This is a genomic window from Vibrio sp. AH4 (genome assembly GCF_030710545.1).
In the GTDB taxonomy this organism is placed as follows: Bacteria; Pseudomonadota; Gammaproteobacteria; order Enterobacterales; family Vibrionaceae; genus Vibrio; species Vibrio metoecus.
This window is the reverse complement of the sequence record NZ_JALAIV010000003.1, coordinates 655664-681439: the sequence shown is the minus strand read 5'-3', so window position 1 is coordinate 681439 and position 25776 is coordinate 655664. Positions and strand designations below refer to the sequence as shown.

At 43.8% G+C, this 25776-nt stretch carries 25 protein-coding genes and 1 pseudogene; 11 read left to right on the top strand and 15 right to left on the bottom strand.

Annotation, left to right across the window (positions count from 1 at the left end; genetic code table 11):
* The 5 genes and pseudogenes from MKA69_RS16115 to MKA69_RS18245 form a co-directional block, all read left to right on the top strand.
* On the top strand, positions 1-891 hold the full coding sequence (locus MKA69_RS16115; protein WP_305848488.1) for a DUF2861 family protein: 891 nt from the start codon (positions 1-3) through the stop codon (positions 889-891).
* 58 nt (positions 892-949) lie between these two features.
* Positions 950-2116 (top strand): conjugal transfer protein TraF, encoded by a 1167-nt coding sequence (locus MKA69_RS16110; protein ID WP_305848487.1) that lies wholly within the window; start codon positions 950-952, stop codon positions 2114-2116.
* Positions 2117-2158: 42 nt separating this feature from the next.
* Positions 2159-2323, top strand: coding sequence for a YoaH family protein (locus MKA69_RS16105; RefSeq protein ID WP_000459078.1), 165 nt, complete (start codon positions 2159-2161; stop codon positions 2321-2323).
* Between the two features lie 564 nt (positions 2324-2887).
* Positions 2888-3238 carry a hypothetical protein gene (locus tag MKA69_RS16100; protein ID WP_305848486.1) on the top strand — a complete coding sequence of 117 codons (351 nt, stop codon included), beginning with the start codon at positions 2888-2890 and terminating at the stop codon, positions 3236-3238.
* Between the two features lie 64 nt (positions 3239-3302).
* Positions 3303-3422, top strand: a pseudogene (locus MKA69_RS18245) (DNA polymerase III subunit alpha); the annotation flags it as partial.
* 306 nt (positions 3423-3728) lie between these two features.
* On the opposite strand, the gene yciH reads toward MKA69_RS18245, so the two are convergent.
* The 4 genes from yciH to MKA69_RS16080 form a co-directional block, all read right to left on the bottom strand.
* On the bottom strand, positions 3729-4040 hold the full coding sequence (gene yciH, locus MKA69_RS16095) for a stress response translation initiation inhibitor YciH (RefSeq protein WP_055044946.1): 312 nt from the start codon (positions 4038-4040) through the stop codon (positions 3729-3731).
* A 10-nt stretch (positions 4041-4050) separates the two neighbouring features.
* Complete coding sequence (locus MKA69_RS16090; protein WP_000257353.1) at positions 4051-4434, bottom strand: DUF3319 domain-containing protein; 384 nt, start codon at positions 4432-4434, stop codon at positions 4051-4053.
* Positions 4435-4634: 200 nt separating this feature from the next.
* On the bottom strand, positions 4635-5642 hold the full coding sequence (locus MKA69_RS16085; protein ID WP_305848485.1) for a D-alanine--D-alanine ligase: 1008 nt from the start codon (positions 5640-5642) through the stop codon (positions 4635-4637).
* Between the two features lie 151 nt (positions 5643-5793).
* Positions 5794-6372 carry an SPOR domain-containing protein gene (locus MKA69_RS16080; RefSeq protein ID WP_000717547.1) on the bottom strand — a complete coding sequence of 193 codons (579 nt, stop codon included), beginning with the start codon at positions 6370-6372 and terminating at the stop codon, positions 5794-5796.
* A 218-nt stretch (positions 6373-6590) separates the two neighbouring features.
* Between MKA69_RS16080 and MKA69_RS16075 the strand changes: the two genes are divergently transcribed.
* Positions 6591-9272 carry a bifunctional acetate--CoA ligase family protein/GNAT family N-acetyltransferase gene (locus MKA69_RS16075; RefSeq protein WP_305848484.1) on the top strand — a complete coding sequence of 894 codons (2682 nt, stop codon included), beginning with the start codon at positions 6591-6593 and terminating at the stop codon, positions 9270-9272.
* A 49-nt stretch (positions 9273-9321) separates the two neighbouring features.
* Here the strand turns inward: MKA69_RS16075 and MKA69_RS16070 are convergent, their stop codons facing one another.
* Positions 9322-10209 carry a LysR substrate-binding domain-containing protein gene (locus MKA69_RS16070; RefSeq protein WP_305848483.1) on the bottom strand — a complete coding sequence of 296 codons (888 nt, stop codon included), beginning with the start codon at positions 10207-10209 and terminating at the stop codon, positions 9322-9324.
* 232 nt (positions 10210-10441) lie between these two features.
* Between MKA69_RS16070 and MKA69_RS16065 the strand changes: the two genes are divergently transcribed.
* Positions 10442-12574: a TonB-dependent hemoglobin/transferrin/lactoferrin family receptor gene (locus tag MKA69_RS16065; protein ID WP_305848482.1), complete on the top strand. Its 2133-nt coding sequence runs from the start codon at positions 10442-10444 to the stop codon at positions 12572-12574.
* Positions 12575-12848: 274 nt separating this feature from the next.
* On the opposite strand, the gene MKA69_RS16060 is transcribed toward MKA69_RS16065, so the two are convergent.
* From MKA69_RS16060 to MKA69_RS16050, 3 genes are all read right to left on the bottom strand, one after another.
* The gene (locus MKA69_RS16060) at positions 12849-14552 is read right to left on the bottom strand and encodes an SgrR family transcriptional regulator (protein ID WP_055030858.1); all 1704 of its coding nucleotides are present in this window, start codon (positions 14550-14552) and stop codon (positions 12849-12851) included.
* 81 nt (positions 14553-14633) lie between these two features.
* Complete coding sequence (locus MKA69_RS16055; RefSeq protein ID WP_000236587.1) at positions 14634-14867, bottom strand: DUF3389 domain-containing protein; 234 nt, start codon at positions 14865-14867, stop codon at positions 14634-14636.
* Positions 14868-14876: 9 nt separating this feature from the next.
* Complete coding sequence (locus MKA69_RS16050; protein WP_001029268.1) at positions 14877-15320, bottom strand: hotdog fold thioesterase; 444 nt, start codon at positions 15318-15320, stop codon at positions 14877-14879.
* Between the two features lie 168 nt (positions 15321-15488).
* Here MKA69_RS16050 and MKA69_RS16045 point away from each other — a divergent pair, with 168 nt between their 5' ends.
* On the top strand, positions 15489-16280 hold the full coding sequence (locus MKA69_RS16045) for a M48 family metallopeptidase (protein WP_001030456.1): 792 nt from the start codon (positions 15489-15491) through the stop codon (positions 16278-16280).
* A 70-nt stretch (positions 16281-16350) separates the two neighbouring features.
* Here the strand turns inward: MKA69_RS16045 and MKA69_RS16040 are convergent, their stop codons facing one another.
* A complete protein-coding gene (locus MKA69_RS16040; protein ID WP_305848481.1) occupies positions 16351-16830 on the bottom strand; it encodes an RNA-binding S4 domain-containing protein in 480 nt (159 codons plus the stop codon).
* Between the two features lie 150 nt (positions 16831-16980).
* Here MKA69_RS16040 and MKA69_RS16035 point away from each other — a divergent pair, with 150 nt between their 5' ends.
* Positions 16981-17730 carry an ABC transporter substrate-binding protein gene (locus MKA69_RS16035; RefSeq protein WP_305848643.1) on the top strand — a complete coding sequence of 250 codons (750 nt, stop codon included), beginning with the start codon at positions 16981-16983 and terminating at the stop codon, positions 17728-17730.
* 8 nt (positions 17731-17738) lie between these two features.
* Here the strand turns inward: MKA69_RS16035 and MKA69_RS16030 are convergent, their stop codons facing one another.
* Both MKA69_RS16030 and MKA69_RS16025 read right to left on the bottom strand, forming a co-directional pair.
* Positions 17739-18407: a glutathione S-transferase family protein gene (locus tag MKA69_RS16030; RefSeq protein ID WP_305848480.1), complete on the bottom strand. Its 669-nt coding sequence runs from the start codon at positions 18405-18407 to the stop codon at positions 17739-17741.
* Between the two features lie 11 nt (positions 18408-18418).
* A complete protein-coding gene (locus tag MKA69_RS16025) occupies positions 18419-19030 on the bottom strand; it encodes a glutathione S-transferase family protein (protein ID WP_305848479.1) in 612 nt (203 codons plus the stop codon).
* A gap of 103 nt (positions 19031-19133) precedes the next feature.
* On the opposite strand from MKA69_RS16025, the gene MKA69_RS16020 reads away from it, so the two are divergent.
* Together MKA69_RS16020 and MKA69_RS16015 are read left to right on the top strand one after the other, a co-directional pair.
* On the top strand, positions 19134-19715 hold the full coding sequence (locus tag MKA69_RS16020) for a TetR/AcrR family transcriptional regulator (protein WP_000101298.1): 582 nt from the start codon (positions 19134-19136) through the stop codon (positions 19713-19715).
* Complete coding sequence (locus tag MKA69_RS16015; RefSeq protein WP_095468984.1) at positions 19712-20104, top strand: PPC domain-containing DNA-binding protein; 393 nt, start codon at positions 19712-19714, stop codon at positions 20102-20104. The genes MKA69_RS16020 and MKA69_RS16015 overlap by 4 nt, the downstream gene beginning before the upstream one ends.
* Here the strand turns inward: MKA69_RS16015 and MKA69_RS16010 are convergent.
* The 4 genes from MKA69_RS16010 to MKA69_RS15995 are packed head-to-tail and all read right to left on the bottom strand — an operon-like array spanning position 20090 to position 25648.
* Complete coding sequence (locus tag MKA69_RS16010; protein WP_305848478.1) at positions 20090-21688, bottom strand: ABC transporter ATP-binding protein; 1599 nt, start codon at positions 21686-21688, stop codon at positions 20090-20092. The two genes, MKA69_RS16015 and MKA69_RS16010, sit on opposite strands and share 15 nt — an antisense overlap.
* The gene (locus tag MKA69_RS16005) at positions 21685-22737 is read right to left on the bottom strand and encodes an ABC transporter permease (RefSeq protein WP_371131871.1); all 1053 of its coding nucleotides are present in this window, start codon (positions 22735-22737) and stop codon (positions 21685-21687) included. Before MKA69_RS16005 ends, MKA69_RS16010 begins: the two co-directional genes overlap by 4 nt.
* Before the next feature lie 2 nt (positions 22738-22739).
* Complete coding sequence (locus MKA69_RS16000; protein ID WP_305848477.1) at positions 22740-23822, bottom strand: microcin C ABC transporter permease YejB; 1083 nt, start codon at positions 23820-23822, stop codon at positions 22740-22742.
* 8 nt (positions 23823-23830) lie between these two features.
* Positions 23831-25648: an extracellular solute-binding protein gene (locus tag MKA69_RS15995; protein WP_305848476.1), complete on the bottom strand. Its 1818-nt coding sequence runs from the start codon at positions 25646-25648 to the stop codon at positions 23831-23833.
* Between the last annotated feature and the right edge of the window lie 128 nt (positions 25649-25776).

The window sequence follows — 25776 nt, the reverse complement described above, 5'->3', positions numbered from 1 at the left end:
ATGGCTATATCAGGAACCAATACGTTCTTATTGTTAGGTGTACTGTTAAGTACACCTGCATTGGCTGACGCGACGGGATGGTTTGAAAAAAACACGCCCTTAACTCAAGCGCACCAACACTTATTAAATAATGATCTGGAAAATATGTTCAGCTCATTAGTTGAAGTGTGGCAGCTCGAGAAAAATAAAAACCTGAAAAACCACTTGAATGATCTACTGATTCAATCATTAACGGTGGACTGTGGAAAAAGCCTTGATAACAAGCCATTTCCTGATTGGATTCAATCTGTAACGATTAGACGAGTCGATGTGCAAAGCCCAGGGCGGGATGCTTATCAAGTCGCCATCGACACCAAGAGTAAGGTACCAATTGTTGATATTCGCTTAACCAAGTGGGTTGATAAAGTGGTTTCAACCGACAGCTCTTTTACCAATCGTAGTGACAATGTCACATCGTCTGGGATTTATAGCTATGCTCAACGTTATAACTTAACGAGTCCCCTTGGTTCAGGACTATACCGGATTGATGTTACAGCGGCAGATCAAGAATCGTGGAGTTCTTGGGTTGTTTTTGGTGACACCATTGCCAAACAAGTTGTGCGTTGGACATCAAAAGATGAGTGGAAAATACAAAAAACTCAGTTGCTTAACCCACATTGTCCATTACCTAAGTTATCTATTTCTGTATTTGATCATGTAGATGGCAACTATAAACAGATTTGGAGTGAAAGTTACGAATCTGATTATCCCACCAATTTAGAGAATGTATCGTTACCCTCAGACCGTTACATTGTCACAGTGTCTATGATGCATCAACGTTGGCAAGGACCACTGACTATTGAGCAATCTCAGGTTATTAGCAAAACTTACGATGTTAATGTAGAGGAATAGTTGAAGATATTGGACAATATGCCGCTATAAAAGAAAAAGGACGACAGGCTTAATCACTATGAAAAAATTCTCTCTTTCTGTTGGTTTTTCATTGGTTTTAACATCTCCATTAGCGTTTAGTGCAAATTATGCCGTTGAAGCACGTGGTGATGCAATGGGCGGCGTAGGAGTAGTTTCGGGAAACTTTCTTACTGGCCCTTTTTACAACCCAGCTCTAGTCGCTATCTATCGTCGTAACGATGATGTGGGTATGATTTTACCAAGTATAGGCTTGTCTTATAACGATCCTAATGATCTGATTACCGATTTAGATAAAGTTTCCGAAATCATTAACCAAACTTCTAAAGGTGATTATAGCAATATAGGTGAGTTGAATAAGAGCCTAACCTCGATGGAAGGCGATGTGCTCAATGCTGAACTTGGTGGTGTTGTGGCTTTTGCAATCCCAAATCAATTTATATCTGCCAATGTATTTGGTAAGGCATACACGGAATCTTTTGTCTCACCAATTATTGATAGCCGGATTTGTTCAGATGATCTTTGCGAACTTGATCGTGCTAAGGCCAGCTCAATTAATGCTGTATCGGTTGGTGTTACCGAATTAGGTATTACTTTAGCAAAATATCAAACCTTCCTCGGTCAACATATTGCTTTTGGTGTAACCCCAAAGTTACAACGCGTTTATACCTATGTTTATGAAGCTAGTTTAAATAGTTACGATATCAAAGATCTTCGAGACAATGGGACAGGTGAAACGATTTTCAATATGGATGCAGGGGCTCTGTGGTTTTATGGACCTGTACGTATAGGCTTTTCTGCAACCAACTTAATCTCGCGTGAAATAAAAACAAAGACCATTAACTCCGCTGTGTCTGGAAATCCCATCTCATATACTTACGACATGAAGCCTCAATACACTCTAGGTGCTGGTATCGTTGCTGATTATTTTACCTTGAGTGTTGATTACGATCTCAATGAAGAAGAACGTTATAAAGATTTCAAAGACAACACACAAATGATCCGTGTAGGGGGAGAAATCGATATTATGCGCCAATTAAAATTGAGGGCAGGGTACAACAAAAACCTCGCTTACGATAATACGGAAGGAACGGTCACTGCAGGTATTGGCTTGTCGCCACTAAACCTATTTCAATTAGATGTCGGTGCTAGTTATACCAATGAAAATGCTATGGGAGCTTACGTGAACTTTCTTGCGAGTTACTAAGCATCTCTTTATAGTATGGCTCCTTTTTGAGGAGCCTTTTTTATGTTTGATGATCTACCTACTTTAACTCATGCAGAGCAACAAGCTGCAGTTGAACAAATTCAAAAGCTAATGACGGAAGGTGTCAGCACAGCAGAAGCAATAAAAATTATTGCTCAAAAAATCCGACAGGAAAAAGCAAAGCAACAAGACCAAGGCACTCTATGAGTGCCTTTTTTATTGTCATCCCTAAACCACCGCTTTTAGCGGTGGTGATTGTTTGTCATTTCCAAACCTCCACATATCAGAATCAATATCATCCAAGCACGAGCACTTTCCATAACCTCGCTTCCAAAGAAGTGTTCATGATTATATGTCCAAAAAAACAATGAGTTGTGATAGTTTTTTATTCTGATGGCTTTGGGGCTTGGTGGTGCTTTGATAGTGTTTTTGTAATTAAATTACACACTGGAGAGCCTTGTTTTTTAGGTAGCATAAAATCCTAGTAATGTTGCGTTGTCACAAGTTCTAAGGACTATTGTTTGTTTACCTAGCAGTGCGCATTATGTGGCGCGTCATTATGTTGAGTGGTAGCCGTCAGTACCATTGCGCAAGCACTGGCGGCCTCACTTGCATCAGATGGGCTGCTTGCTGCATCGTTCTGTCAAAGTGAGCACGTAATCTAATGTCGGATAATACGAATTCAGGTAGCGCTAGCTACATTGTTAATAACTTCGGTGGTCTGGAGCTGAAAAAGTTCGGCATGATCATCGAACCGCTTGAGGCTGAACTATGAAAGAGCCAAGCGTCACCGAAATCAAACTGGCCGCAGGTGTTCCGGTCGAATCACCGTTTTTAGGATGGCTCATACACAACCCAACGAAAGACGACTTTTTACATGCGGTTCGTGGGTCGTCTGGAACGTTCTGGACACAAACACCAGAGACGGCCAAGCACTTCAAGCTTTATCGTCGTCAAGCGGTTCGCGTTCTCCAAGCTCAGGAACTCAGCGATAGAGCATTAGTCGTTGCAGCATTCGATATCGGCTCACGCATCTTGGTGGCTGCGCCGAACCATCAACAACAGTTTTTAACCGAGTCGGATAATCCGTTTCGTAACTTGGCGTCATTACTCGAACGCTAAAGACAACGCCCGTAACTGGTAGGACAGCTACGGGCTTATTCACAATCAACTTAAACAGGAAGTTAATTATGAGCGTCTGCAGTCTCAAATCGAGCACTTGCAAAGCGTATTGTCGTTTATCGAGATGCAGCCATTGCTCAAAGCGCACTTGCTGAAAGAGCAGAGTCACCAAGCCTTAAACTAAACCCGCGATAATCGTTCTCAACTGTCATAAATGCTTCTTTATGGCAGTTGAAATCTGTTACAAAAATCATCCATAAACCAAAACACCTTAGCGCGTATTATGTATGTTATGTTAAATAAAATATCAACCACGTAAGAACACAAACGGATTTCCCTACCAGAGCTACCAAGATTAAACATAAATCTATTTACCATAAAATACCTAATAATCATATTTATCATCTACTATGCTAAGTATGATTATTTGTTTGATTGCTATTGGTCATTAAGTAGTATTGGTCATGAAATGCAGGCATAAAAAAGCGGGTTAACCACCCGCTAATTTTACTTTGAATCCTTTAGCTTCAATTAACGTTTTGAGCTGTTCTCGCACGTCACCTTGAATCTCGATGTCACCGTCTCTCACTGCACCGCCACACCCACATTTTTTCTTAAACTCAGCCGCTAATAGTTTGAGTTCGGCATCATCGACATCTAAGCCTTTAATGATTGTTACACCTTTACCTTTGCGTCCTTTAGTTTCGCGTAAAAGACGCACTATGCCGTCGCCTTTCGGACGCTCAGTTTTTACTTCTTCAGGCTTAATTCGCCCAACTTCTGTTGAATAAACCAGTGTCATAATTCACTTTCTATCTTTTATGTTGTGCCTGTTGCTGCATCGCTTTTTGTCGAGCAACCACATAAGCTTCGATATGTTTTTGAATGGCAATTTTAGAACCTTTGATTAAACGGCCATTGAAAAAGCAATACCACTCGTTAGCTTCACCGGTATCATTCTTGATGGTAAAACCATTGAATTGCTCTTGAGCACCTGCAGTAACTTCGCGCTTCTGACCGATAGACTCAAACTCTTTAGGATCTATGATTGATGCGGTATCACAAAACCAATCAATACTTTTCTTTACTGCAGCTAAATTGCCCGTTAGTACTCGGTTTTTGATCCTAACTTGCCACACTTCAGCCGAATTATCCGCCGACTGAAGATTAAAACCTCGATAAATTGCAACAGCCATATACACTCTGCTTTTTTGTTGACGTTACCTAAATAATAATTCTATATCTCAGGTAATCAAGTTTATTGTCGCTAATTCGTTAGCTTACAGAGAGTTATCTCATGCTTGTTACGGCACTTATCAGGTAGTTATCGCCTTTCGCTACTTCTGTAAGTACATGCTGAAAGGCGATTTGTGACAATGTCACACCGGATCGGTAATTATTTAGCCTTGGCTGCCAATGTGCTCGTAACACATTCTGCTAAAAATGCACTAAACCGATGGCCATTGTGTTCTAACATTTTGGGGAACATTGAAATTGGAGTCATACCAGGGAATGTGTTTACTTCATTGAGATAGATATGATCGTCTTGCGTTAGGAAGAAATCAATCCGCGATAGATGGCGTAATTTCATATGAATGAAAACACGTTCTGCGCATTGTTGAATTAATTCACGCTGTTCGTTAGTTAAGTTATCCGCTTCAATTACAGTACGAGAATGGCTGCTTGCACTGTATTTTTCTTCATATGAGTAGAATGCATCTTCTGGTGCGATGATTTCACCAGGTTTTGAAATATGCAATTGACCATTCATCTCATAGGCAGCGACTTCAAGCTCTCTTGGTTTTACTGCTTTTTCAACTAAAACTTGTTCTGAAAAACCAAATGCAGCTTCTATCGCAGGGGCAATCTGTTCTTCTGTTGTCACTTTATAACATCCAACAGAAGAACCTTGACGAGCAGCTTTAACAAAAATACTGCCCCACTCTTTGAAAGCTTGTTGAGCTTTTTTAATCGAGTCAGACGTATTTTGAGTTAAAAAAAGATACGGAGTATTTGGAATGTCTAACGCGTCATACCACAGTTTTGATGTGATTTTATTAAAACTATTTGCACTGGCTTCAGGACCACAACCTAAATATGGAATACCCGCAAGTTCAAGCATGGATTGGATGTCTCCCGTTTCTCCGGGGAAGCCATGAATACAAGGAACCACGAAATCAATCGGGGAAGAGAAACTTTCACCATTTAACGTTGCGCTGTTGGTATCGAGATAAACTAGCTCACCTTGCTCGGAAAACCACCCTTCTTTTTTCATCTCGACACGAATCACTTCGAATTCAGGTGTCAGTTGGAGTTGTTGTTGGATGTAGTTAGCAGATACCAGTGAGATTTCGTGCTCAGAAGAGCCACCACCACACAAAAGTAGGATTGTCGTCTTAGTCATTGATCTTTCCGTGACACCGAAGTAGTAATTGATGGCTATGATAGTCCATTCAAAATGAACTTACAGTCAATGTTATCGTTTATCACGAAAACCGTATTCAACTGCTCATAGAACAAACAAAAAAGGGGCTAGAAGCCCCTTAAAGAAAAGGTTAGTTTAGTTTGTTGAGTGTTGGAAACTCAGAATTTTTAATGGAATCGATGCTTTTAACAAACGGTTTCATTCCGCGGAGTTCACTCGGTAGCATGGTAATGGCTTCCATTGCTTCTTGACGAGTGGCGTAATCACCATAAAGCACGGTGTACCATTTTGTACCATTGACCATTTTGTAATTTTCCCAAATAGGTTGACCATTTTTAGGAAGTTTCGAGGCAAATTGATCGACTTTGCTTTGTGCACCAACGGCAACGACCTGAATGGTGAAACCATAACGAGGATTCATAGCAACTTGTTTTGCCGTTGGCGGTGTGATCGAGACTGCAGGTTTAGCCTGAGGACTCATTTTCACCACTTTCTTCTCGTTATCTGTTGGGGTCATTTTAATGACGTTTTGTTCAACATTCTGTTCAGAGATGCCTTCTGCTGCCCCGTTTTCTGAAATGATCGGTTGTTCAACAGCTGCCACAGCGAACTCTTCGCGATGGCTTTCTGTCTTGACGTCCGTGGTGTAATCACCAGATGCGCAAGCTGCAAGAAGTGCCGATAGCCCAATAACTGCGATTTTTTTCATAGCTTTAGTCATGCCTTAGGTACAAAGTGCTTTAAATCATGCACATTGCAACCGAGAGAATCAAGCATACAGCGTCAATATATGCATCTATCCTGTGATTTATGGCACAAACTAGTTAAAGGGAACTGTAAACTCGATCACAGAGGTCTATTCCTGACCAACAGAGCTCACAAGAATTGGTTACCATATAGACAGACATTCAATAAGGCTAGCAGCGTATGAATCACTTGAATCAACTGCTTAAACCCAAATCTGTTGCGGTCATCGGCGCTTCTATTAGGCCTTTTCGAGCTGGCAATATCGTCATGAAAAACTTACTGCAAGGTGGATTTGATGGCGCCATTATGCCCGTTACCCCTTACTACCCTTCTGTTTGTGGTGTGTTAGCTTATAAAACGATCTCTGACCTACCGATTGTCCCTGATATCGCGATTCTTTGTACGCATGCTTCGCGTAATGTCACTCTGTTTAAGCAATTGGCCGATAAAGGGGTTAAACAGGTCATCGTTTTGTCTTCCGACATGTATTCATTGGATGCACAAGGCGAAGAGTACCAAGCACAATGTATCGCAGTGGCTAAGCCTGTAGGAATGCGCATTCTTGGACCTAACAGTTTAGGTTTAATGTTACCGTGGATTCAGTTTAATGGCTCATTTTCACCCGTTTCAGCACTCAAAGGTAACATTGCTTTTATTTCACAATCGGCGGCGGTGTGTACCACTATTCTGGATTGGGCCAATGACAAAGGGATAGGTTTTTCAGCTTTTATCTCTTTAGGTAATGCCAGTGACGTCGATTTTGCTGACTTATTGGATACATTGAGCACCGATAAGCATACCGATGCGATTTTACTTTATGTCGATACGATCCGTGATGCGCGGCGCTTTATGTCTGCTGCCCGAGCGGCATCACGCAACCGCAGGATTTTAGTGCTAAAAGGTGGGCGTACTAAAGCGGGAAGAAAAGCCGCACAAATGCACACGGGGGGCGATGATACGCTCGACATTATTTACGACTCTGCGATTCGTCGTACAGGTATGTTAAGGGTAAATAATACCCACGAATTGTTTGCTGCCGTTGAAACCTTAACTCACTCTGTCCCATTACGAGGAGAGCGGCTCGCGATCATTACCAATGGAGGCGGACCTGCGATTATGGCCGTCGATGCTCTATTGGAGCGTGGCGGAAAACTAGCACAACTCGAAGATTTCATTTACGAAAAACTGAACCAAACACTCCCACAAAGTTGGTCACACAGTAATCCGATCGATATCGTCGGCGATGCGGATCACCAACGTTATGTCGCTACACTTAATATTCTGCTGGAAAGCGAAAATATTGATGCCATTTTGATCATGCATAGTCCCTCTGCGATTGCTCACTCAGAACAGACAGCGCTTGCATTAGTTGAGGCTATTCAAAAACATCCGCGAACTAAACGCTTTAACATCCTTACGAATTGGTCTGGTGAACTCTCAGCTAAACCTGCACGTAGCATTTTTAATCAGGCTGGGATCCCAACATATCGTACTCCAGAAAGTGCAGTTACTGCATTCATGCACCTTGTCGAGTACCGGCGCAACCAAAAACACCTAATGGAAACGCCAACGACCACTGAAGTTGTGCACGCCTCCGAAATGGAAACTGCAAAATTATGGATAGAAGAACATTTGGGAGAACATGAATGCATCAATTTAGATACGCACCAAATTGGCACCTTATTGAAATGTTTTAATTTTAATGTGTTACCAACATGGATTGCTTCTGATAGCACAGAAGCTGTCCATATCGCGGAGATGATTGGCTACCCTGTTGCCGTGAAATTACGTTCGCCTGATATCGTCCATAAGTCGGATGTGCAAGGCGTTATGCTGAATTTACGTAATAGGATTGAAGTGGCAAATGCGGCGCAAGCAATACTCGATCGAACCCAGCTCTCTTATCCGTCAGCCAATATTCATGGTTTGTTAGTTCAAGGCATGGCTAAGTTGGCTGGAGGCGAAGAGCTCAGGATCAAAGTAAAAACAGATGCGACTTTTGGCCCTGTTATTTTGTTGGGTCAAGGAGGATCCGAATGGGATGAGTCGCTTGATGCCGCCGCCGCTTTACCACCACTCAACACAACCTTGGCTCGTTATCTCATTGTACGAGCCATCCGTAGTGGCAAAATTCGCCTGCAAAAACTTCCTGTGCCTATTGATATTGAAGGTTTATCGGAGTTTTTAGTGCGCATTTCACAGATGGTGATCGAATGTCCAGAAGTGCATGAACTTGATATTCATCCATTGCTGGTCAATGGAAATCAATTCACCATTCTCGATGCTAATCTCGTATTGCGTAAATTTCATGGAGATGCTCAAAACCGTTTAGCGATTCGCCCATATCCAACCGAGCTGGAAGAACGCTGTCAAGCTCGTGATGGTGAGTGGATTATGGTGCGCCCGATATTGCCTGAAGATGAACCCAAACATGCCTCTTTTATTAAAAAAGTATCTAAAGAAGATCTCTATAAGCGATTTTTTTCTGATGTGGGCGAATTTAATCATGAAGCATTAGCGAATCTGACCCAAATCGATTTTGACCGAGAAATGGCTTTTGTCGCGATTAGTGGTGAGGGGGAAACCTCCGAAATCATTGGCGTATCCAGGGCTTTAATCAATCATGAAAATACCGATGCAGAATTTGCGATATTGATTCGCTCCGATTTGAAAGGCAAAGGATTAGGCAAAATCCTGATGCGTAAAATCATCGATTATTGTCGCTCAAAAGGCACACTCCAGATGTCTGGAATGACGATGCCCACAAACCGCGGCATGCTAACCCTAGCACAAAAAATGGGCTTTGCCGTCGATATTCATTTTGAGGATGGCACTGCTGATATGGTTCTGCCACTACGCTGAATATAAAAGTGACAGAAGATCCCGGTGATCTTCTGTCACTTCTTACGATCTACGACCAATTCCAGTTCTTTTTGAGATATTGGATACACCATGATTTGGCTTCGCCCATTTGGTTGCGTCGCCAAGCAAGAACAATTTCCATGTCTGAGTCTTCAGAGCCGTTGATACGCTGTAGCTCACCTTGTTCAATATAACTTTTTGCAACTTGTTGCGGTAAAGTTCCTATTCCTAAACCAGCAACCAAAGCTTTGCATTTAGCGTCTAAGTTACTCACTGTTAAGCGAGGTTGGCGCTGTAAAATATTCACGCTCATCGCCGGTTGTTCTCGGGCGGTATCCGCAATCGCAATGGCTCGGTATTTTTCTCTTGCCTCTTCATTAAATTCGCCAACACGTCGATGTACGTAATGTGTGGGTGCGGCAACCCATACCATTTTCATTGTGCCAATAGTTTCTGCTTTAACGTCTTGTGGCAAGGCTTCGATGCGCGGGCAGATCAACAAATCCGCACGCCCTGTCGCTAAGGCTTCCCAGGAACCCGCCAAAATTTCATCTTGAATGCGCACTCGCGTTTTACTGATGTTACCCAGTGCTTCGACCATAGGAAAAAGATTCGCTGCGGGCACAATACCATCCAGTGCAATCGTGATATCGAGCTCCCAGCCATTAGCCAGTAACGTAGCATCATTGACCAATTTTTCGGTCGCAGCCAAGATGGCCCTGCCCCGCTCTAAGATAAGTTTGCCCGCTTCAGTAAAATTGGCTCGATGACCGGAGCGATCAAAGATCATCAAATCCAAATCCTGTTCAAGCTTTTGGATTTGATAGCTCAATGAACTCGGTGCTCGATTAAGCTCATTAGCTGCGGCTGCAAAACTGCCTCTACGCTCAATTGCATCCAAAATATGCAGCGCTTCAAGAGTGATTGGACTTAACAATGCTCTCTCCTATTGATAGTTAACATCGCAAACCGTGATGAAAGTCACAATTGTCGATATCATAAATGCCATTATGAATAATATAACCCTTTGATTATAAAATTCATTTAGAAAACTCAAGTCCTGTTCTTTTCACATTACGCAAACAATTAAACACAAATGATAGCAATTATCATTAATATTTATTAGAATTCCTGCGTTTTACTCAACATGGAAATTGCAGGTAGTTCAAATGTATAAAAAGTCTCTGCTCTCTAGCGCGATCATGCTAGCACTCGTGCCTTCAGCATACGCTGAACAAGAGTCACAATTCAATGAAGTTGTCGTCACAGCGACACGTTCAGCTCAGGATAAACAAGATGTTGCTGCTTCAATTGATACCGTCAGCGCTAAAGATATTGATAGTAGTTTGGCCACAAATGCTAAAGATGCACTCAAATACACCCCTGGTGTAGAAGTGAAATCTGGTAGTCGCTTTGGTATTTCAGGTTTCAACATTCGTGGCATGGAAGATAGCCGGATATTGACAGTTATTGATGGCGTTCAGCAACCAGTAGGTTACAACTCAGGTGCAAATACGCAGAGCAAATACAGTAATGGCATTGAAGTTGATACTTTACAAGCGATTGAAGTTAACAAGGGCCCCTCTTCGACGCTATATGGTTCGGATGCATTGGGTGGTTTAGTTCAGTTTCGTACCAAAAACCCAAGTGACGTGTTAGTGGGTGACGGTGATGGCCATCGCTTTGGTATTAAGTCAACCTACACGTCTGTAGACGAGCAGTTCAAAAATACTCTGACTTGGGCAATGCGCGAAGGCAAACTCGAGACGTTAGTAATGGCCACTTATGCACAAGGTCACGAAACTCAATCTCACGGTTCAGGCGCTGACATTGAAGGACCTAAACGCGGTGCAACTAACCCTGCGGATACTGATCTAGGTAATGTCTTAGCTAAAGCACAATATCAAGTGAATGAGGCTCATCGTGTAGGTTTAACCTTAGAGCACTACGTTAAAAATTATGATGAGAACAAATTAAACTATAACGGTTATTCCATGGGAGGGATAACTTACTCAAATGCATATACTGAGGATACGAACGATCGCACTCGTGTATCCCTCGACCATCAATGGTTAATGAATAGTTTGCTGGTAGATGAAAGTAAGATTTCGTTGAGTTACCAAGAATCAAGCGCTTTGAACAAAAACTATGATACTACTGTAAAGTATGGTTCTCGTATGCGAGAGCGAGATACAGAGGATAAGTCAGTCCAAGTTGATGCTCAATTTAATAAGTTAATTGAGAAACAAGGTGTCTCTCACGACATTTCCTATGGTGGAAGCTATTTAAACAACGACTTTAGCATCAATAACGTTGACCATTTGTACCGGACTGGTACTTCTAATCCTGTTCAAGCCGAGATGCCAGATGCAGATGTTCAGAAATGGGGAATATTTGCTCAAGATCAGATGTACCTAATGGATGAGCAATTAATTCTGACCGCGGGTTTACGATATGACTCGTATGAAGCTACACCAAAAACAGACGCAGGTTTTACTACCCAATATCAACCAAATAAAGACAATGCCTTTACTGGGAAGCTTGGCGCAGTTTACCACTTAAAAGAGAACCTCGCGCTGTTTGGTCAGATCAGTCAAGGATTTAAAGCTCCAACAGTTTATGACCTTTATTACTTCTACAGCCGCGGAGCGATTATTGAAGCTAACCCTGATTTAAAAGCTGAACGCAGTATCTCGTATGAAGTGGGAACTCGCGGAAATAATGCGTATGGCAATATGGAATTTGCTGTATTTATTAATGATTACAAAGACTTCATCACACAAACTAAAACTGGTCAGTCTGGTGGCAAAGATGTAATCAGTAAATACAATATCGACGAAGTTCGTATTTACGGAGCTGAACTCAGTTCTACTCTATTACTGGATACGATATCTCCTCTTCCTCATGGTAGCTATGCTCGCCTAGCGGTCGCTTATGCGCACGGTGAAGATAAAGCAACGGGTAAAGAGATTGATACCGTTGCGCCATTAACCAGTGTGTTTGGGCTAGGTTATGATCAAGTGAACTTTGGTTCAGCGCTCAATGTGAAAATGGTGGCCAGCAAAGATGAGTGGCAACTTGATAACAACCTCGATGTAGCGGGTTATACCGTAGTTGACCTTACTGCGTATTATGTTCCAGTAAAAGATCTCACGGTTCGTGCTGGACTGTTTAACTTATTTGATAAGAAGTACTGGCACTACTCGGATATTTCTGGAAAAACAGGAACCGAAGCGTTCAATATTGACTACCAATCTCAACCAGGACGTAACTGGGGGATTTCTCTCGATTACCAGTTCTAATCCAAAGACAAAAAGCCAGCTTACGCTGGCTTTTTTCTTAAAGAACACTTCATTCAAAAGGAATTTAAAAGGTGATGAAATGAATTATTTGTTCTCTGCCATCTCTTTTTTCACCATTACTGCAGCAGCAACGATAAAAGCAATGATCAATGCCAGTTCCACTTATCCTCCTAAGAGTCACAATCAATTTCGCCGTAAGTCTAGCACTGAGTTGTGGGCTAAGCAGGGTTTATTTTGCAAAACTGACTGATTAGCGATCAAGATCAAACCGAGGCTAAACTTGATGAGTCGAAATATCGGGCTTTACCCAAACTTGGCTAAAGTCAAACCAACCGAGCGCATTGCATTTCGCATTTTGTAGAGCACCACACTGATCTTTACTAATCCCAAGCCAGCAGTGAAACATTGGGATCAATTGATGCTTTTCGACCAAAGACTTACCTAATTCTTTCGCTGGAAACACGGCGGATGGATCTGCTCGCCAGCCATCAATTAAGCTCTCCCATTGTTTGAAATCTTCATTCTGGCTCAAAAACTCAATATCAGAATAGTTGAGTAACCAGCCAGCTAGCGCATCATCACGATGATTGGCGATACCCATTGGTTTAATCCAAATATCCACATTGTCTGTATCAGAGACTGTATGTTCATACTTGATGATGTTGACACTCATCCCATCTTGATTGAGCAATTGCTTTATCGCACTAGCAACCGTGGGAAACATCGGGTGTTGGGCGTGATACGCAATCGTCAGTTCTTTCGTTTCTGGGGGGAATGTTCTGTGTTGTGGGGTTGAATGATGGTACCACCCCGGCTTTAAGCCATATGCAGGTAAAACCCCAAGCTCAATAATTTTGTCTTCAGGGAGAAGACGAAACAGATTTAGAGCACTGAGTTTTTCGGATAAATAACGCGCCCAATGCTCATTTTGGGCTACCCCAGTGCGGCGATTCAGCAGTAAATAGGTGCATCCGGGATCCAGTTCTACATCTTCGGTAGATGAACCGCGGGCCGATTTGATCGGGTTCGACAAACTCGGAAAAACCATTGAAGAGTGCACTTCATCGATGACCCAAACCTCCACTCGATCGAGAAGTGGACGGAAACCAAAATAGCCATCAAATGCTTGTAAAACTAAGCGTTTTTCATCATTGATAACTACTTTGTAAGGACCGGAACCAACCGGCATCAAATCAAAATCTGGGTTACGATCCGCTTCTGCTGGAAGAATTTTCGCGCAAGCCTCAGACAGCATTAAAGGTAGATAAGCATCCGGCTTTTGCAAATAGACATCAACCGCCCAAGGATAGGGAGAATCGACACGATCAATGTGCGCAAATAGATTCAATAAACGTAACTGCCAGAGATTCTGCACCACCAGTTCGGTGGTAAGTAGGTTTCCGTTATGAAAACGGACTCCTGGGCGTAAGTAGAATCGCCAATGTGTTTGTGAAATGGCTTGCCAAGCGTGCGCCAAATCGGGTTGTAATTGTTCATCTTCGTCAAGACGGGTGAGCCCACTGAACACTTGCCGAGCGATATGCTGTTCTGAGCGGCGCATCGGTTTTTGCGGGTTCAACATTGAAAGCTGGCGGTAGTATGGAAGCCTTACCACTTGTAGCCCTTCTTGGTGTTGAACACCCAGATAGCTTTCAATCACTTGGGTTAATTTTGCGGCATCTTGATCAAGAACCGCAAAGGCTTGACTAATTTTTCCTTCGTTAAGATAGCGACGAGCGAGGTTCTCACTCACATCGGCACGGCTACGTTTAAAAATGAGCTGCGAGAGTTTGCCGCGTCCTGCTGCAGGATGCCATTCGATCCACCCCTCTTCTTCCATTTTATTCAGTACGATCCGCGCATTACGGCGGGTACAAAATAGGATGTCTGTAACATCTTCAAGCTGGGTTTCAACATCTTGGCCTTGAAAGTGCTCAAAGAGCGTTTCGAACTGAACACGTAAGCGGGGGCTACTCATAAAGAGGAAAACTCATAACGATTCTATTTTTAAGCAGTTTCCCTATTTTTTATGAAATGAGCAAGCCTCACGAAAAAACTTTTAGAGCACATCACAACCCAGCGTTTGGGCTATGATGCGCAGTTGCGCTTCATCATCCAATTTGAGTGACCATTTAGCTTCACTTCCATTAGCGACCAACACATTGGCCCCATTTCCCATCAACGTAATGGCATCGGAGTACGCTTGTAGAGTCACCATATTTTCACTCCCTAAACGGACAACCACTTCATGTGGAGTGAGGATGATTTTGCCGCCTTTAAATTGAATAACCACTTAAACCTCTCATGACTGCTGGTTTTTTTGTACGCGTGCTCGTTTGACGGCAACGGTGAGTCGGCTGATACAAACCAAATGCCCTTGTTCGTCTTTGATTTCGATTTGCCAAACTTGGGTTGAAATCCCCATATGTAACGGTGTTGCTGTACCAATCACCATTCCCTCTCGCATCGCGCGGACATGGTTGGCATTGATGTCCAAACCTACGCAATATGCCTCTTCTCCAACGCTAAAATTAGCCGCAACGGAGCCCAAAGTTTCAGCCAAAACGACAGATGCACCACCATGCAACATCCCTAATGGTTGATGCGTGAAGTGGCATACCGGCATGGTTGCTGAGATACTATTGTCCGTTAACTGGGTATAAACGATATTTAAATGTTCGATGAGTGTATTTTTAGAAGTCGCATTTAGCACTTCTAACGTAATAGGTTTGTTCCAGATGGCCATGACAAAATCCTAAGAGAATCGGCTGAAAGCATATTGTACCGACTCGCGCGTACTTACACAAAATGAGGATCCTCGCCGGGCTTCAAGTGAGTGAAAGATGTAACATTATGATTGCTTGATGATAATATTGATGGCACTCATCAGTGCCACAAAATGAAGGAATAGATAATGAATAAGGCTCGATTGGCGCTCGCTTTATTGATGACGATAGGCTTAACCGCATGTACCGCATCTCCCACAGGCAGAAATCAATTACTCCTATTCTCTGATAATGATATGAGCCAGCTTGGCTCACAATCTTTTACGCAGATGAAACAAGAAATCCCCGTTAATAAAAATGTAAAAACGAACGCCTATGTGCAGTGTGTTGCAAATGCGATTACTGCTCAAGTCCCTGCACAAAAAGGCTTTTCTCAATGGGAAGTGGTGGTTTTTGAAAGCGATCAAGTTAACGCTTTTGCATTACCAGGCGGAAAAATAGGTGTTTACACAGGACTGTTGAAGGTGGCGGTTAACCAAGATCAATTGGCAACAGTCCTCGGACATGAAGTCGCTCATGTACTTTCTAATCACAGCAATGAACGTTTATCACAATCACAATTAGCGAATGCGGGCTTACAATTAACCGATATTGCTATTGGTGCATCAGAATACAGTCAATACCGTAATTTGACGATGGGAGCACTGGGTGTGGGCGTACAATATGGCGTTATTCTACCTTACGGGCGAAGCCAAGAATCTGAGGCGGATGTATTGGGGTTAGCGTTGATGGCTAAAGCGGGATTTGATCCAGCCCAGAGCATTGAGCTTTGGAAAAATATGGCAAAAGCATCAGGGGGTAAGCAGCCGCCAGAGCTTCTCTCTACTCACCCATCGCACAATACTCGTATCGCGGATTTGAGTGCGACAATCAGCACTCTCCCACCTTATCAGGGAAAGAAAGCACACTGCTCTTTGTAACTGAATCATCAAACAAGCAAATACAGCTAGACTGACACATCCGTCTAGCTGTATTTGCGACACTGTCACGTCAGAAGAAGCGGATAGCACTGCGTCCTGAACTGGCTACTGAATCACCGCTTGCCGGTTTTTTTTCTTCTTTCGACTTGTTTTGTTTTGTCTTCGACGAATTCTTTTGAGCTTTCTCTTTCTTTTTAGCAGAGGCCTTTTTACTTGATGGAGCCGCTTCTGCCTCATTTTTTACTGACTTTTTCGGAGCTGCTACGCTAGGTACGGATTCAGTAACAGGGACATCACAAATCACGACGTAAAACTCTTGATTAAATTCAATGAGATCACCGTCATAGACTTTACGACGCTTACGAGTTTCTTCTTCACCATTGACAAACACATACCCTTCACTGATCACGTGTTTTGCCTCCCCACCACCGCTAATGGCGTTCGCTATTTTCAGCACTTTATACAGTTCAATGGGTTGGCTAGAAACTTCCACACCGATAGCTTCAATTTCGATTTCTTCATCTTGTGGATTGAATTGTTCGTCTGTCATGACATTACTCTCAAAAAATTTTCCGCAGTTTAGCTTTTTCAAACGTAATTACCAACGTCAACGCAAACAAACACTAAACTAAAGATTATCAACGTACTCTTTGATCAGGCAACTATGCGTATTGATGTGCTCTTGATGTGCTCTTGGCTAATCTCAACCTCTCTCTATGCGAAGCCAATCAGCGTGACCATTTTCACTGATGACTCTTATCCTCCTTACAGTTATGCCGAGAACGGCCAAGCCATGGGGATTTACCCAGACATTGTGCGCTCAGCCGATACCTTGATGGAGGAGTTTGAGATTGTTTTACAACCTACCCCTTGGCGACGTGGTTTAAAGTTGCTTGAAGCAGGGCGAATTTTTGCCCTTCTCCCCCCTTATTATTACTCCAACAAGCGCCCTTACATCCAACCTTATTCAGATCCTATCCTCGATGAAGAGGTGGTCGTGTTTTGCCAAAACAAATGGTTAAACCGTAAAAACCTGACCGAATGGCCAAAAGATTTTTATGGTTTAAAAATAGGTATCAATGATGGATTCGGTGCCGGTGGTCAGGCCTTTTGGCAAGCGGTAAATGAAAAAAAGTTCACGGTTGAAACTGCAAATAGTAATCGGGTGAATCTTTTAAAGTTACGCGGTGACAGAATTGACTGCTACATCAATGATCACATTTCGATTTTGTGGGAATTAGCTCGGTTAAAACGAGAAGGTGCGATTGAAAATGCCAACTTTTCGATCGCGGCGAAACTGAGTATTGAACAAGGTTACATTGGTTTCACCAATCAAAATCTTGAACAGTATCCTTACCAGAGCAAATTTGTTGCTGCATTTAATGTTGCATTAGCTGAGCTAAAAAGTAGCGGCCAACTGGATAAAATTGTTAGCCGCTATATTGAATAAGGAGAGCGTTATCGTGTGACCATATTGCGGATCTGTTTCGCGCGCTCTTCATCACTTACAGTGCTTGGGGGTGGAACCGTTAAACCTTTTATTACCGCCGGACGTTGCGCAATTTTATTCATCCAACGTTGTAAATGGGGTAAGCCATCGATTGAGATCCCACTCCATTCGTGAATTCGTACCCATGGGAATGTCGCGATATCGGCTATCGAGTATTCATTACCTGCCAGATACGCATTTTGCGCCAGTTGCCCGTCCATTACTTCAAATAAGCGTCGACCTTCTTTTTGGTAACGGTCGATGGCAGGCTGAATTTTTTCAGGGAAATAGCGGTAAAACACATTGGCTTGTCCCATCATCGGACCCACACCGCCCATCTGGAACATTAACCACTGGATCACACGTGAACGAGCTTTGCTTTCTTGTGGCAAGAACATGCCTGTTTTCTCGGCCAGATACAGCAAAATAGCCCCCGACTCAAAAACGGCAAAATCATCGTTATCACGGTCAACTATTGCAGGAATTCGACCATTGGGGTTAATCGCGGTGAATTCAGGTTGTTTTTGCTCATTACTGGAAAGATTAAGCGCATGAGTCGTGTATTCCAGCCCCATCTCTTCCAATGCAATCGCAATTTTGTGGCCATTTGGCGTAGCTGCAGTATAAAAATCAATCATGGAAATATTCCTTATTGAAAAGCTGGGCGTTGAGTCACTTGCTCATACCAGCGAGTAATGTGCGGATAGTTTTCGGCTACGGGCAATTCGAGTGCTTTTTGGACAAAGCCAATAAAAATGTAGGCGGTGATATCCACAATAGTGAAACGATCCGTAGCAATAAATGTAGACTCTGCCAGACGTTGTTCAAGTTGAGGTAAGAAGGTGACAACTCGTGCTTTACTCTCTTCGCCCCAAGCATAAACGCAGTTTTCACGGTCTTTGTAGATGCCCGTCAAATTGCGAAACGCTTGGAATCCAGCGTAGAGCCCCTGAAACTCAACCACTCGATGCCACATTTCTATTTGAGCTTGCTCTAAAGGTGAGCGGCCAAACAGTTGCTGCGAATTAGGATAGGTTTGATCAAAATAGCGACAAATAGCCACACTTTCACACAAGGTCGTACCATCATCTAATTCAAGTAGCGGCACTTTGCCATTAAGACTTTTGCTGAGGAACGTATCGGACAAGTTTTCTCCGCTACGAATATCCACATGAACACGTTCAACATCCAAACCTAATTCTTTAAGAAAAATCGAAACTCGGCGGCTGCTGGGTGTCATAGCGGTTTCATATAATTTCATTCTACTGTCCTTATTTTCTTTTTCTGAACGATCGTTCTGGTTATACTCTACGCAGTTTCTGAACGTTCAGTCAAGAATATATTTTTCAGTAGTAGAGTTTCGAATGGCAAGAAAATGCAACTTTGATCGAGAAGAAAAATTGCACGAAGCAATGCGGTTGTTTTGGCAAAAAGGCTACGCCAATACCGCCATTTCTGATTTGGTTGATCACCTACAAATCAACCGCTTCAGTTTGTATAACGCCTTCGGTGATAAGCAGACACTGTACTATGAAGCGCTTGATCACTATCTGGCGTTGACGAGTGGTCCGACGTTAAAAGCACTTGAGCATGAAAATGCCGGCTGGGGAGAGTTGAAAGCCTTTCTTGAAGGGTTTGCCGATTTGCAGAAAACCTCTAAAAACGGTTGTTTTATCCAAAATGCTTTAGTTGAGCACGCGGGGGCTGATCACGAAGTTCTCAGCAAAGGTCATGCCCTTTTCGACCGATTACTCGGATTGATGACCCGAGCGCTCGATAATGCCATGCAGCAAAAACAGATATCGACCACTTTACCTGCGGATGCTATCGCCAAATTAATTCTCACCCAAATGCAAGGGATGCGAGTGTTGGGTAAGGCACAGCGTCAGACGGATCTTGAACAAGGTTTAACGGTGTTAACTCAGTTAATTGAGGGGCGAGCATGATTGAACTTATTGCGGTTCGCCTAACTCAGGGCGATGACCTTAAACAACAGATCACTCACCTGGTAAAAAAGCATGGCATTCATGCTGGATCGATTGCCTCTTGCGTTGGGTGTCTTTCAAACCTTAATCTGCGTCTAGCCGATAGCGTCTCTCTGATGCAGGTGAGCGCACCGTTTGAAATTCTTTCTCTCTCTGGCACCCTAACCTATGATCACTGCCATATACACATCACAGTTGCAGATGCACAAGGGCGTGCTTGGGGCGGCCATTTACTTGATGGCAACATCATCAATACCACGGCAGAACTGATGATTCACCACTATCCACAACAACGTTTCTCTCGCCAATTTGATCCCACTACCGGGTATGGTGAGTTAGTGATTGAGTGACGATAGCTGGACTAGTTCTTGAGTGTAAGGATGATGAGGTGCTGCAAAGAGCCTTTGAGTTTCACCCTGCTCAACCACCTCCCCGGCTTTCATCACAATGGTTTGATGACAAATGGCACGGATCACCGCCAAATCATGGCTGATAAACAGATATGTGAGGTGATGTTTTTGCTGCAGATCTTTGAGTAAATCCAGAACTTGCGCTTGAACGGTGCGATCGAGTGAGGATGTGGGCTCATCAAGCAAAATAAACTCTGGCTTGAGCACCAGAGCACGAGCAATGGCGATGCGCTGCCTTTGCCCACCCGAAAACTCGTTGGGGTAACGATGCCGTGTTTCACTGTCTAGCCCCACTTCGTGCATCACTTCGCAAATCGCTTGATCAATTTGTTCATCATTGAGTTGAGTGTGTACGCGTAACCCTTCACCAATCACTTGCGCGACCGACATTCTGGGGTTGAGCGCTGAATATGGATCTTGAAACACGACCTGCATTTTACTGCGAAAAGGCAACATTTCGTGCCGTTTGAGCGGTTGCAGATCTTCCCCTAAATAGCGGATCACGCCCTGTGACGATAACAGCTTTAAAATTGCCATTCCCGTAGTCGATTTCCCTGAGCCACTCTCACCCACGACACCCAATGATTGCCCTTTGAGCAGTGTAAAATTCATATCGGTGACGGCTTTGATATAAGCCTGTGTACGCCTCAATAACCCACCTTTAATTGGGAACCAGACCCGCAAATTTTCAGCTTGCAGCAAAGTTGGTGCGTTAGGGGTAACAGGCACTGGTGTGCCTCGCGGATCGGCATTAATCAATTGTTGGGTATACGGATGCAAAGGGGAATGAAACAAAGCTTGACACTGATTGGTTTCAACCAATTTACCCTGTTGCATCACAGCCACTCGATCTGCAATGCGTCGTACAATGCTCAAATCATGGGTGATGAACAACATGGCCATACCCAGTTCTTGTTGCAATGATTTCAGCAGATCAAGAATCTGAGCTTGTACCGACACATCTAACGCTGTCGTGGGCTCATCCGCAATCAACAGTTCAGGTTCATTAATCAGTGCCATCGCGATCATCACGCGTTGGCGTTCGCCACCAGAAAGCTCATGTGGATAAGCATTGATCTTCATTTCTGGATTACGAATCCCAACCTTTCCTAACCATTCAATCGCTTTTTGCTCCGCGATTGTTGCTCTTATACCGCGGTGAATCGCCAGTGTTTCTAGCAGTTGTTTACCAATTTTGTGCAGTGGATTGAGTGAAACCATCGGCTCTTGAAAGATCATGCCAATTCGACCGCCACGGATCCCGCGCAGCGCTCGTTCTGAACAACGTAACGTATCAATATCGGCAAATCGAATTTGGCCACTCAAATAGTGTGCTGAACCTTTGGGAAGTAAACGCAAAATAGCATTGGCCGTCACTGACTTTCCTGATCCACTTTCGCCGACTAACGCTAAGGTTTCCCCGCGAGCCACTTGCAAAGACACACCTTCAGTCACTGGGCGAACTTGCCCAGCTGCGCCAAATCCCACTGAGAGGTTGTCAATTTCTAATACCCATTCGCTCATGAAGTACTCCGTTGCAAGTGTGGGTCAAAGGCATCGCGTACCGCTTCTCCGATAAAAACTAATAGCGTCAACATCGAGGAAAGTACCACAAAGGCAGATATACCAAGCCAAGGCGCTTGAAGATTGGCTTTGCCTTGTGCGAGAAGTTCACCGAGTGACGGCGACCCCGCTGGCAAGCCAAAACCAAGAAAATCGAGTGAGGTAAGAGTGGTCACAGAGCCTGAGAGAATAAACGGCATCATAGTTAATGAGGCCACCATCGCGTTGGGTAGCATGTGACGTAAAATAATACGAATATCACTCACGCCCATCGCTTGCGCGGCTCGCACATAATCAAAATTTCGACAGCGCAAAAATTCCGCACGCACTACACCGACTAAGCTCATCCAACTAAACAGAACCATGATGCCAAGTAGCCACCAAAAGTTAGGCTCCACAAAGCTAGATAAGATAATTAAAAGAAACAGGGTTGGCATACCGGACCAAACTTCAATAAAGCGTTGACCAAACAGGTCGAGCCAACCGCCGTAGTAACCTTGAGTAGCACCAACCAGCACGCCAATGAATGAGGAGATCACCGTTAACACAAAACCGAAAAGAACGGAGATACGAAAACCGTAAATAATCCGCGCTAAAACATCGCGACCTTTATCATCCGTGCCGAGCCAGTTCACGGCATCCGGCGCTGACGGCACACTGCCAGCAATATTGAAGTTAATCGTGTCGTAGTGGAAACGAATCGGCGGCCAAATGATTTGCCCTTTTTCTTCAATTAATCCGATCACATACGGGTCGGTGTAATCCGCTTCTGTATCAAATTCCCCCCCGAACTGGGTTTCACTGTAACGCTGCATAATCGGTGTATACCAACCACCGTTGTAATGAATTAACAATGGTTTATCGTTGGCGATCAGTTCAGCAAACAGGCTCATCACAAACAGCAGTAGGAAAATCCATAATGACCAGAACCCGCGCCGATTGGATTTGAATCGAGCCCAGCGAGCTTCAATCAACGGGTTGGGCGCACGCTTGTTACGTTGCCACATCATGTTTAGCGAGCCTCAAAATCAATACGGGGGTCAACCCACATATAAGTCAAATCCGATAGGATACCGAGCAATAGCCCTAATAAGGTCATGATATAAAGTGAGCTGAACACTAAGGGATAGTCACGTTGAATCGTCGCTTCAAAGCCGAGCAAACCAATCCCTTCAAGAGAAAACATCACTTCAATCAGCATTGAGCCAGTGAAGAAAATACTGATAAATGCACTAGGGAATCCGGCAATAATGATTAACATGGCGTTACGGAAAACGTGCTTGTAGAGAATTTGTCGTTCATCCAACCCTTTGGCTCGGGCGGTGACCACATATTGTTTGTTGATTTCATCCAGAAAGGAATTTTTGGTGAGCATACTTAACGTGGCAAAACCGCCAATCACCATGGCAATGGTGGGTAAAGTTAAATGCCAAAAATAGTCGATGATCTGCGCATACCAAGGCAAAGCCGCAAAGTTATCGGAAACCAATCCGCGCAATGGAAACCAACTGAAGTAGTTGCCACTGGCAAACAGAATGATCAAGATAATCGCGAACAGAAATCCAGGAATGGCATAACCGATAATGACGACGGCACTTGACCATACATCGAATCGCGAACCGTGATGAATGGCTTTACTGATCCCAAGCGGAATGGAGATCAAGTAAATCAGCAATGTGCTCCATAAGCCCAATGATATTGAAACTGGTAACCTTTCGATAATCAGATCAATCACATTGCCGCCTCTAAAGAGACTTTCGCCAAAATTAAAGGTGGTATAGTCTTTCAACATTTGAAAATAGCGCTCATGCAATGGCTTATCAAAGCCAAAGCGACGAGTGATTTCTGCCACCACTTGTGGATCAAGTCCTCGTGAGCCTTTATAGCCCGAAACCGGAGCATCTGTCGTTGGCGCAACCTCTTGCCCACCACCGGAAAAACGCTCCATCAAGCCCGATGTATTGCCTTCAAGTTGCGCAATCGCCTGTTCAACCGGACCTCCCGGCGCGATTTGGATGATGAAAAAGTTGATGGTTATGATCGCCCACAACGTGGGTATCACCAATAACAAACGGCGCAGAATATAGCTGAGCATTGCGCCTCCTAACGCCGTTTTTCTGGAAGCCGCGCGGCTTTTTCTTGGTCAACCCACCAAGTATCCAATCCTAACGAGTATTTGGGTAATACGTCTGGTCGACGGAATTTATCCCACATGGCCACACGATAAATGCTTAAGTGCCACTGAGGAATAATGTAAAACTTCCATTGCAATACGCGATCTAATGCGCGACCTAATGCCAGCAGTTTTTCGGTATCTTGTTGGTTTTTGGCAATTTGCTCGGTTAATGCATCGATCACCGGATCATTTGCCCCAGCGGAGTTGTAGGTAGAATCCATATAGTTTGAGTTCCACACAATCAACAGATTAGGGCTAGGATAAGGATTGGCACCATAGCCTTGCGAGATCATATCAAAATCGCGATCACGCAGGCGTTTAGTATATTGCGTGGTATCTACGGTGCGGATTTTCATTTCGATCCCCATCAACTGCAGATTCTTTTGCAGTGGGATGGCAATGCGCTCTGTGGTTGGATTGTAAATCAGTAGCTCGAAACTTAGTGCTTCCCCTGTTTTCACATTGGTCATCACCTTGTTTTTCAACTCCCATCCGGCCTCTTTTAGTAGAGCAAAAGCTTCGCGCATTTGATTGCGGATACGCCCGCTCCCATCGGTTACAGAGGGTTGATAAGCCTCCGTAAAAACGCGTGCTGGAACTTGTTCTTTATACGGAGACAACACCGCTAACTCCGCTGCATCGGGGAGACCTTGTGCTTCATATTCCGTATTTTGAAAGTAACTGCGTGTCCGTTTGTATTGATCGTAGAACAGGTTTTTATTCATCCATTCGAAATCAAGCGCATAATTTAACGCTTCACGAACACGAACATCTTGGAAAACCGCCCGCTGAGTGTTGAAGATAAAACCTTGCGTGGATGCGGGGGCTTGATGGGCAATCTCTTCTTTTTTGATGAAACCCTGATCAAAGTGAGTACCGGTGTAGGATGTAGCCCAGAACTTCGCTTGGCTTTCTTGGCGCAAATCAAACTCGCCCGCTTTGAACGCTTCAAGCATTACCGTGTCATCGCGGTAATAATCGTATTGGATCTGCGCAAAATTATTCCGCCCGACATTGACGGGTAAATCTTTTGCCCAATAGTTGGGGTCAAGTTTATAGGTCACACTTTGGCCCGGTTTAAAATCGACGATTTGGTAAGCACTGCTGCCTACCGGCGGTTGATTGAGTGGCTCTGCCAAATTCTTATCTTGCCAAAAGTGCTTGGGTAACACTCGCGTTGATTGCGCGAGGCTGAACAGCTGTTCTCGATTAGGCTGCTTCATTTCGATTCGAACGGTGTGTTCAGAGAGAGCTTTTACCGACTGTACATCTTTGTAGTAAACGCGATATTGCGGAACACCTTCGGTCATAAATTTATTAAAGGTGAATTCAACATCCTGCGCGGTGATGGGCTTGCCATCATGAAAACGTGCTTTCGGGTTGAGATCGATTTCTAACCAGCGATAGTCATCGGAATAACGAATCTTACTGGCGATCAAGGGATAGTAAGAGTCAATTTCATCGGCTGGAGAAAACATTAACGGGTCATACAGCTCTTCCGTGTTAGCCGCGGATACCCCACGTGAGGCAAAGCGGTTAAAGTTGTCGTAAGTTCCTAGCTCACCAAAGGTGACTTTGCCATATTTGGGGGCTTGTGAATTGACATAATCAAAGTGGGTAAAGTTTTCTGGGTACTTTGCTTCCCCAAACCCGACTAGACGGGTGGTTTCCACCACTGCAGCCCAACTGAGTTGGCTGGATAATGCAAAGGTAATACCCAGTGCGATTGGCTTCCAATTGCGCATAGCTCTCTCCCTGATAACACGTCATCCAATAGTTTATGTGCCTAATTTCTGGCTTGGACTAAGACAATACAAAAAATTGATAATTCAGTAATTTGAATAAGTATATAACCAAACTACTGTAAGTTACC

Bases quoted from the DNA above. Each gene is read 5' to 3' on its own strand.
- MKA69_RS16115 (WP_305848488.1), top strand. From the start codon at position 1: ATGGCTATATCAGGAACCAATACGTTCTTATTGTTAGGTGTACTGTTA.
- MKA69_RS16110 (WP_305848487.1), top strand. From the start codon at position 950: ATGAAAAAATTCTCTCTTTCTGTTGGTTTTTCATTGGTTTTAACATCT.
- MKA69_RS16105 (WP_000459078.1), top strand. From the start codon at position 2,159: ATGTTTGATGATCTACCTACTTTAACTCATGCAGAGCAACAAGCTGCA.
- MKA69_RS16100 (WP_305848486.1), top strand. From the start codon at position 2,888: ATGAAAGAGCCAAGCGTCACCGAAATCAAACTGGCCGCAGGTGTTCCG.
- yciH (WP_055044946.1), bottom strand. From the start codon at position 4,040: ATGACACTGGTTTATTCAACAGAAGTTGGGCGAATTAAGCCTGAAGAA.
- MKA69_RS16090 (WP_000257353.1), bottom strand. From the start codon at position 4,434: ATGGCTGTTGCAATTTATCGAGGTTTTAATCTTCAGTCGGCGGATAAT.
- MKA69_RS16085 (WP_305848485.1), bottom strand. From the start codon at position 5,642: ATGACTAAGACGACAATCCTACTTTTGTGTGGTGGTGGCTCTTCTGAG.
- MKA69_RS16080 (WP_000717547.1), bottom strand. From the start codon at position 6,372: ATGAAAAAAATCGCAGTTATTGGGCTATCGGCACTTCTTGCAGCTTGC.
- MKA69_RS16075 (WP_305848484.1), top strand. From the start codon at position 6,591: ATGAATCACTTGAATCAACTGCTTAAACCCAAATCTGTTGCGGTCATC.
- MKA69_RS16065 (WP_305848482.1), top strand. From the start codon at position 10,442: ATGTATAAAAAGTCTCTGCTCTCTAGCGCGATCATGCTAGCACTCGTG.
- MKA69_RS16060 (WP_055030858.1), bottom strand. From the start codon at position 14,552: ATGAGTAGCCCCCGCTTACGTGTTCAGTTCGAAACGCTCTTTGAGCAC.
- MKA69_RS16050 (WP_001029268.1), bottom strand. From the start codon at position 15,320: ATGGCCATCTGGAACAAACCTATTACGTTAGAAGTGCTAAATGCGACT.
- MKA69_RS16045 (WP_001030456.1), top strand. From the start codon at position 15,489: ATGAATAAGGCTCGATTGGCGCTCGCTTTATTGATGACGATAGGCTTA.
- MKA69_RS16040 (WP_305848481.1), bottom strand. From the start codon at position 16,830: ATGACAGACGAACAATTCAATCCACAAGATGAAGAAATCGAAATTGAA.
- MKA69_RS16030 (WP_305848480.1), bottom strand. From the start codon at position 18,407: ATGATTGATTTTTATACTGCAGCTACGCCAAATGGCCACAAAATTGCG.
- MKA69_RS16025 (WP_305848479.1), bottom strand. From the start codon at position 19,030: ATGAAATTATATGAAACCGCTATGACACCCAGCAGCCGCCGAGTTTCG.
- MKA69_RS16020 (WP_000101298.1), top strand. From the start codon at position 19,134: ATGGCAAGAAAATGCAACTTTGATCGAGAAGAAAAATTGCACGAAGCA.
- MKA69_RS16015 (WP_095468984.1), top strand. From the start codon at position 19,712: ATGATTGAACTTATTGCGGTTCGCCTAACTCAGGGCGATGACCTTAAA.
- MKA69_RS16010 (WP_305848478.1), bottom strand. From the start codon at position 21,688: ATGAGCGAATGGGTATTAGAAATTGACAACCTCTCAGTGGGATTTGGC.
- MKA69_RS16005 (WP_371131871.1), bottom strand. From the start codon at position 22,737: ATGATGTGGCAACGTAACAAGCGTGCGCCCAACCCGTTGATTGAAGCT.
- MKA69_RS16000 (WP_305848477.1), bottom strand. From the start codon at position 23,822: ATGCTCAGCTATATTCTGCGCCGTTTGTTATTGGTGATACCCACGTTG.
- MKA69_RS15995 (WP_305848476.1), bottom strand. From the start codon at position 25,648: ATGCGCAATTGGAAGCCAATCGCACTGGGTATTACCTTTGCATTATCC.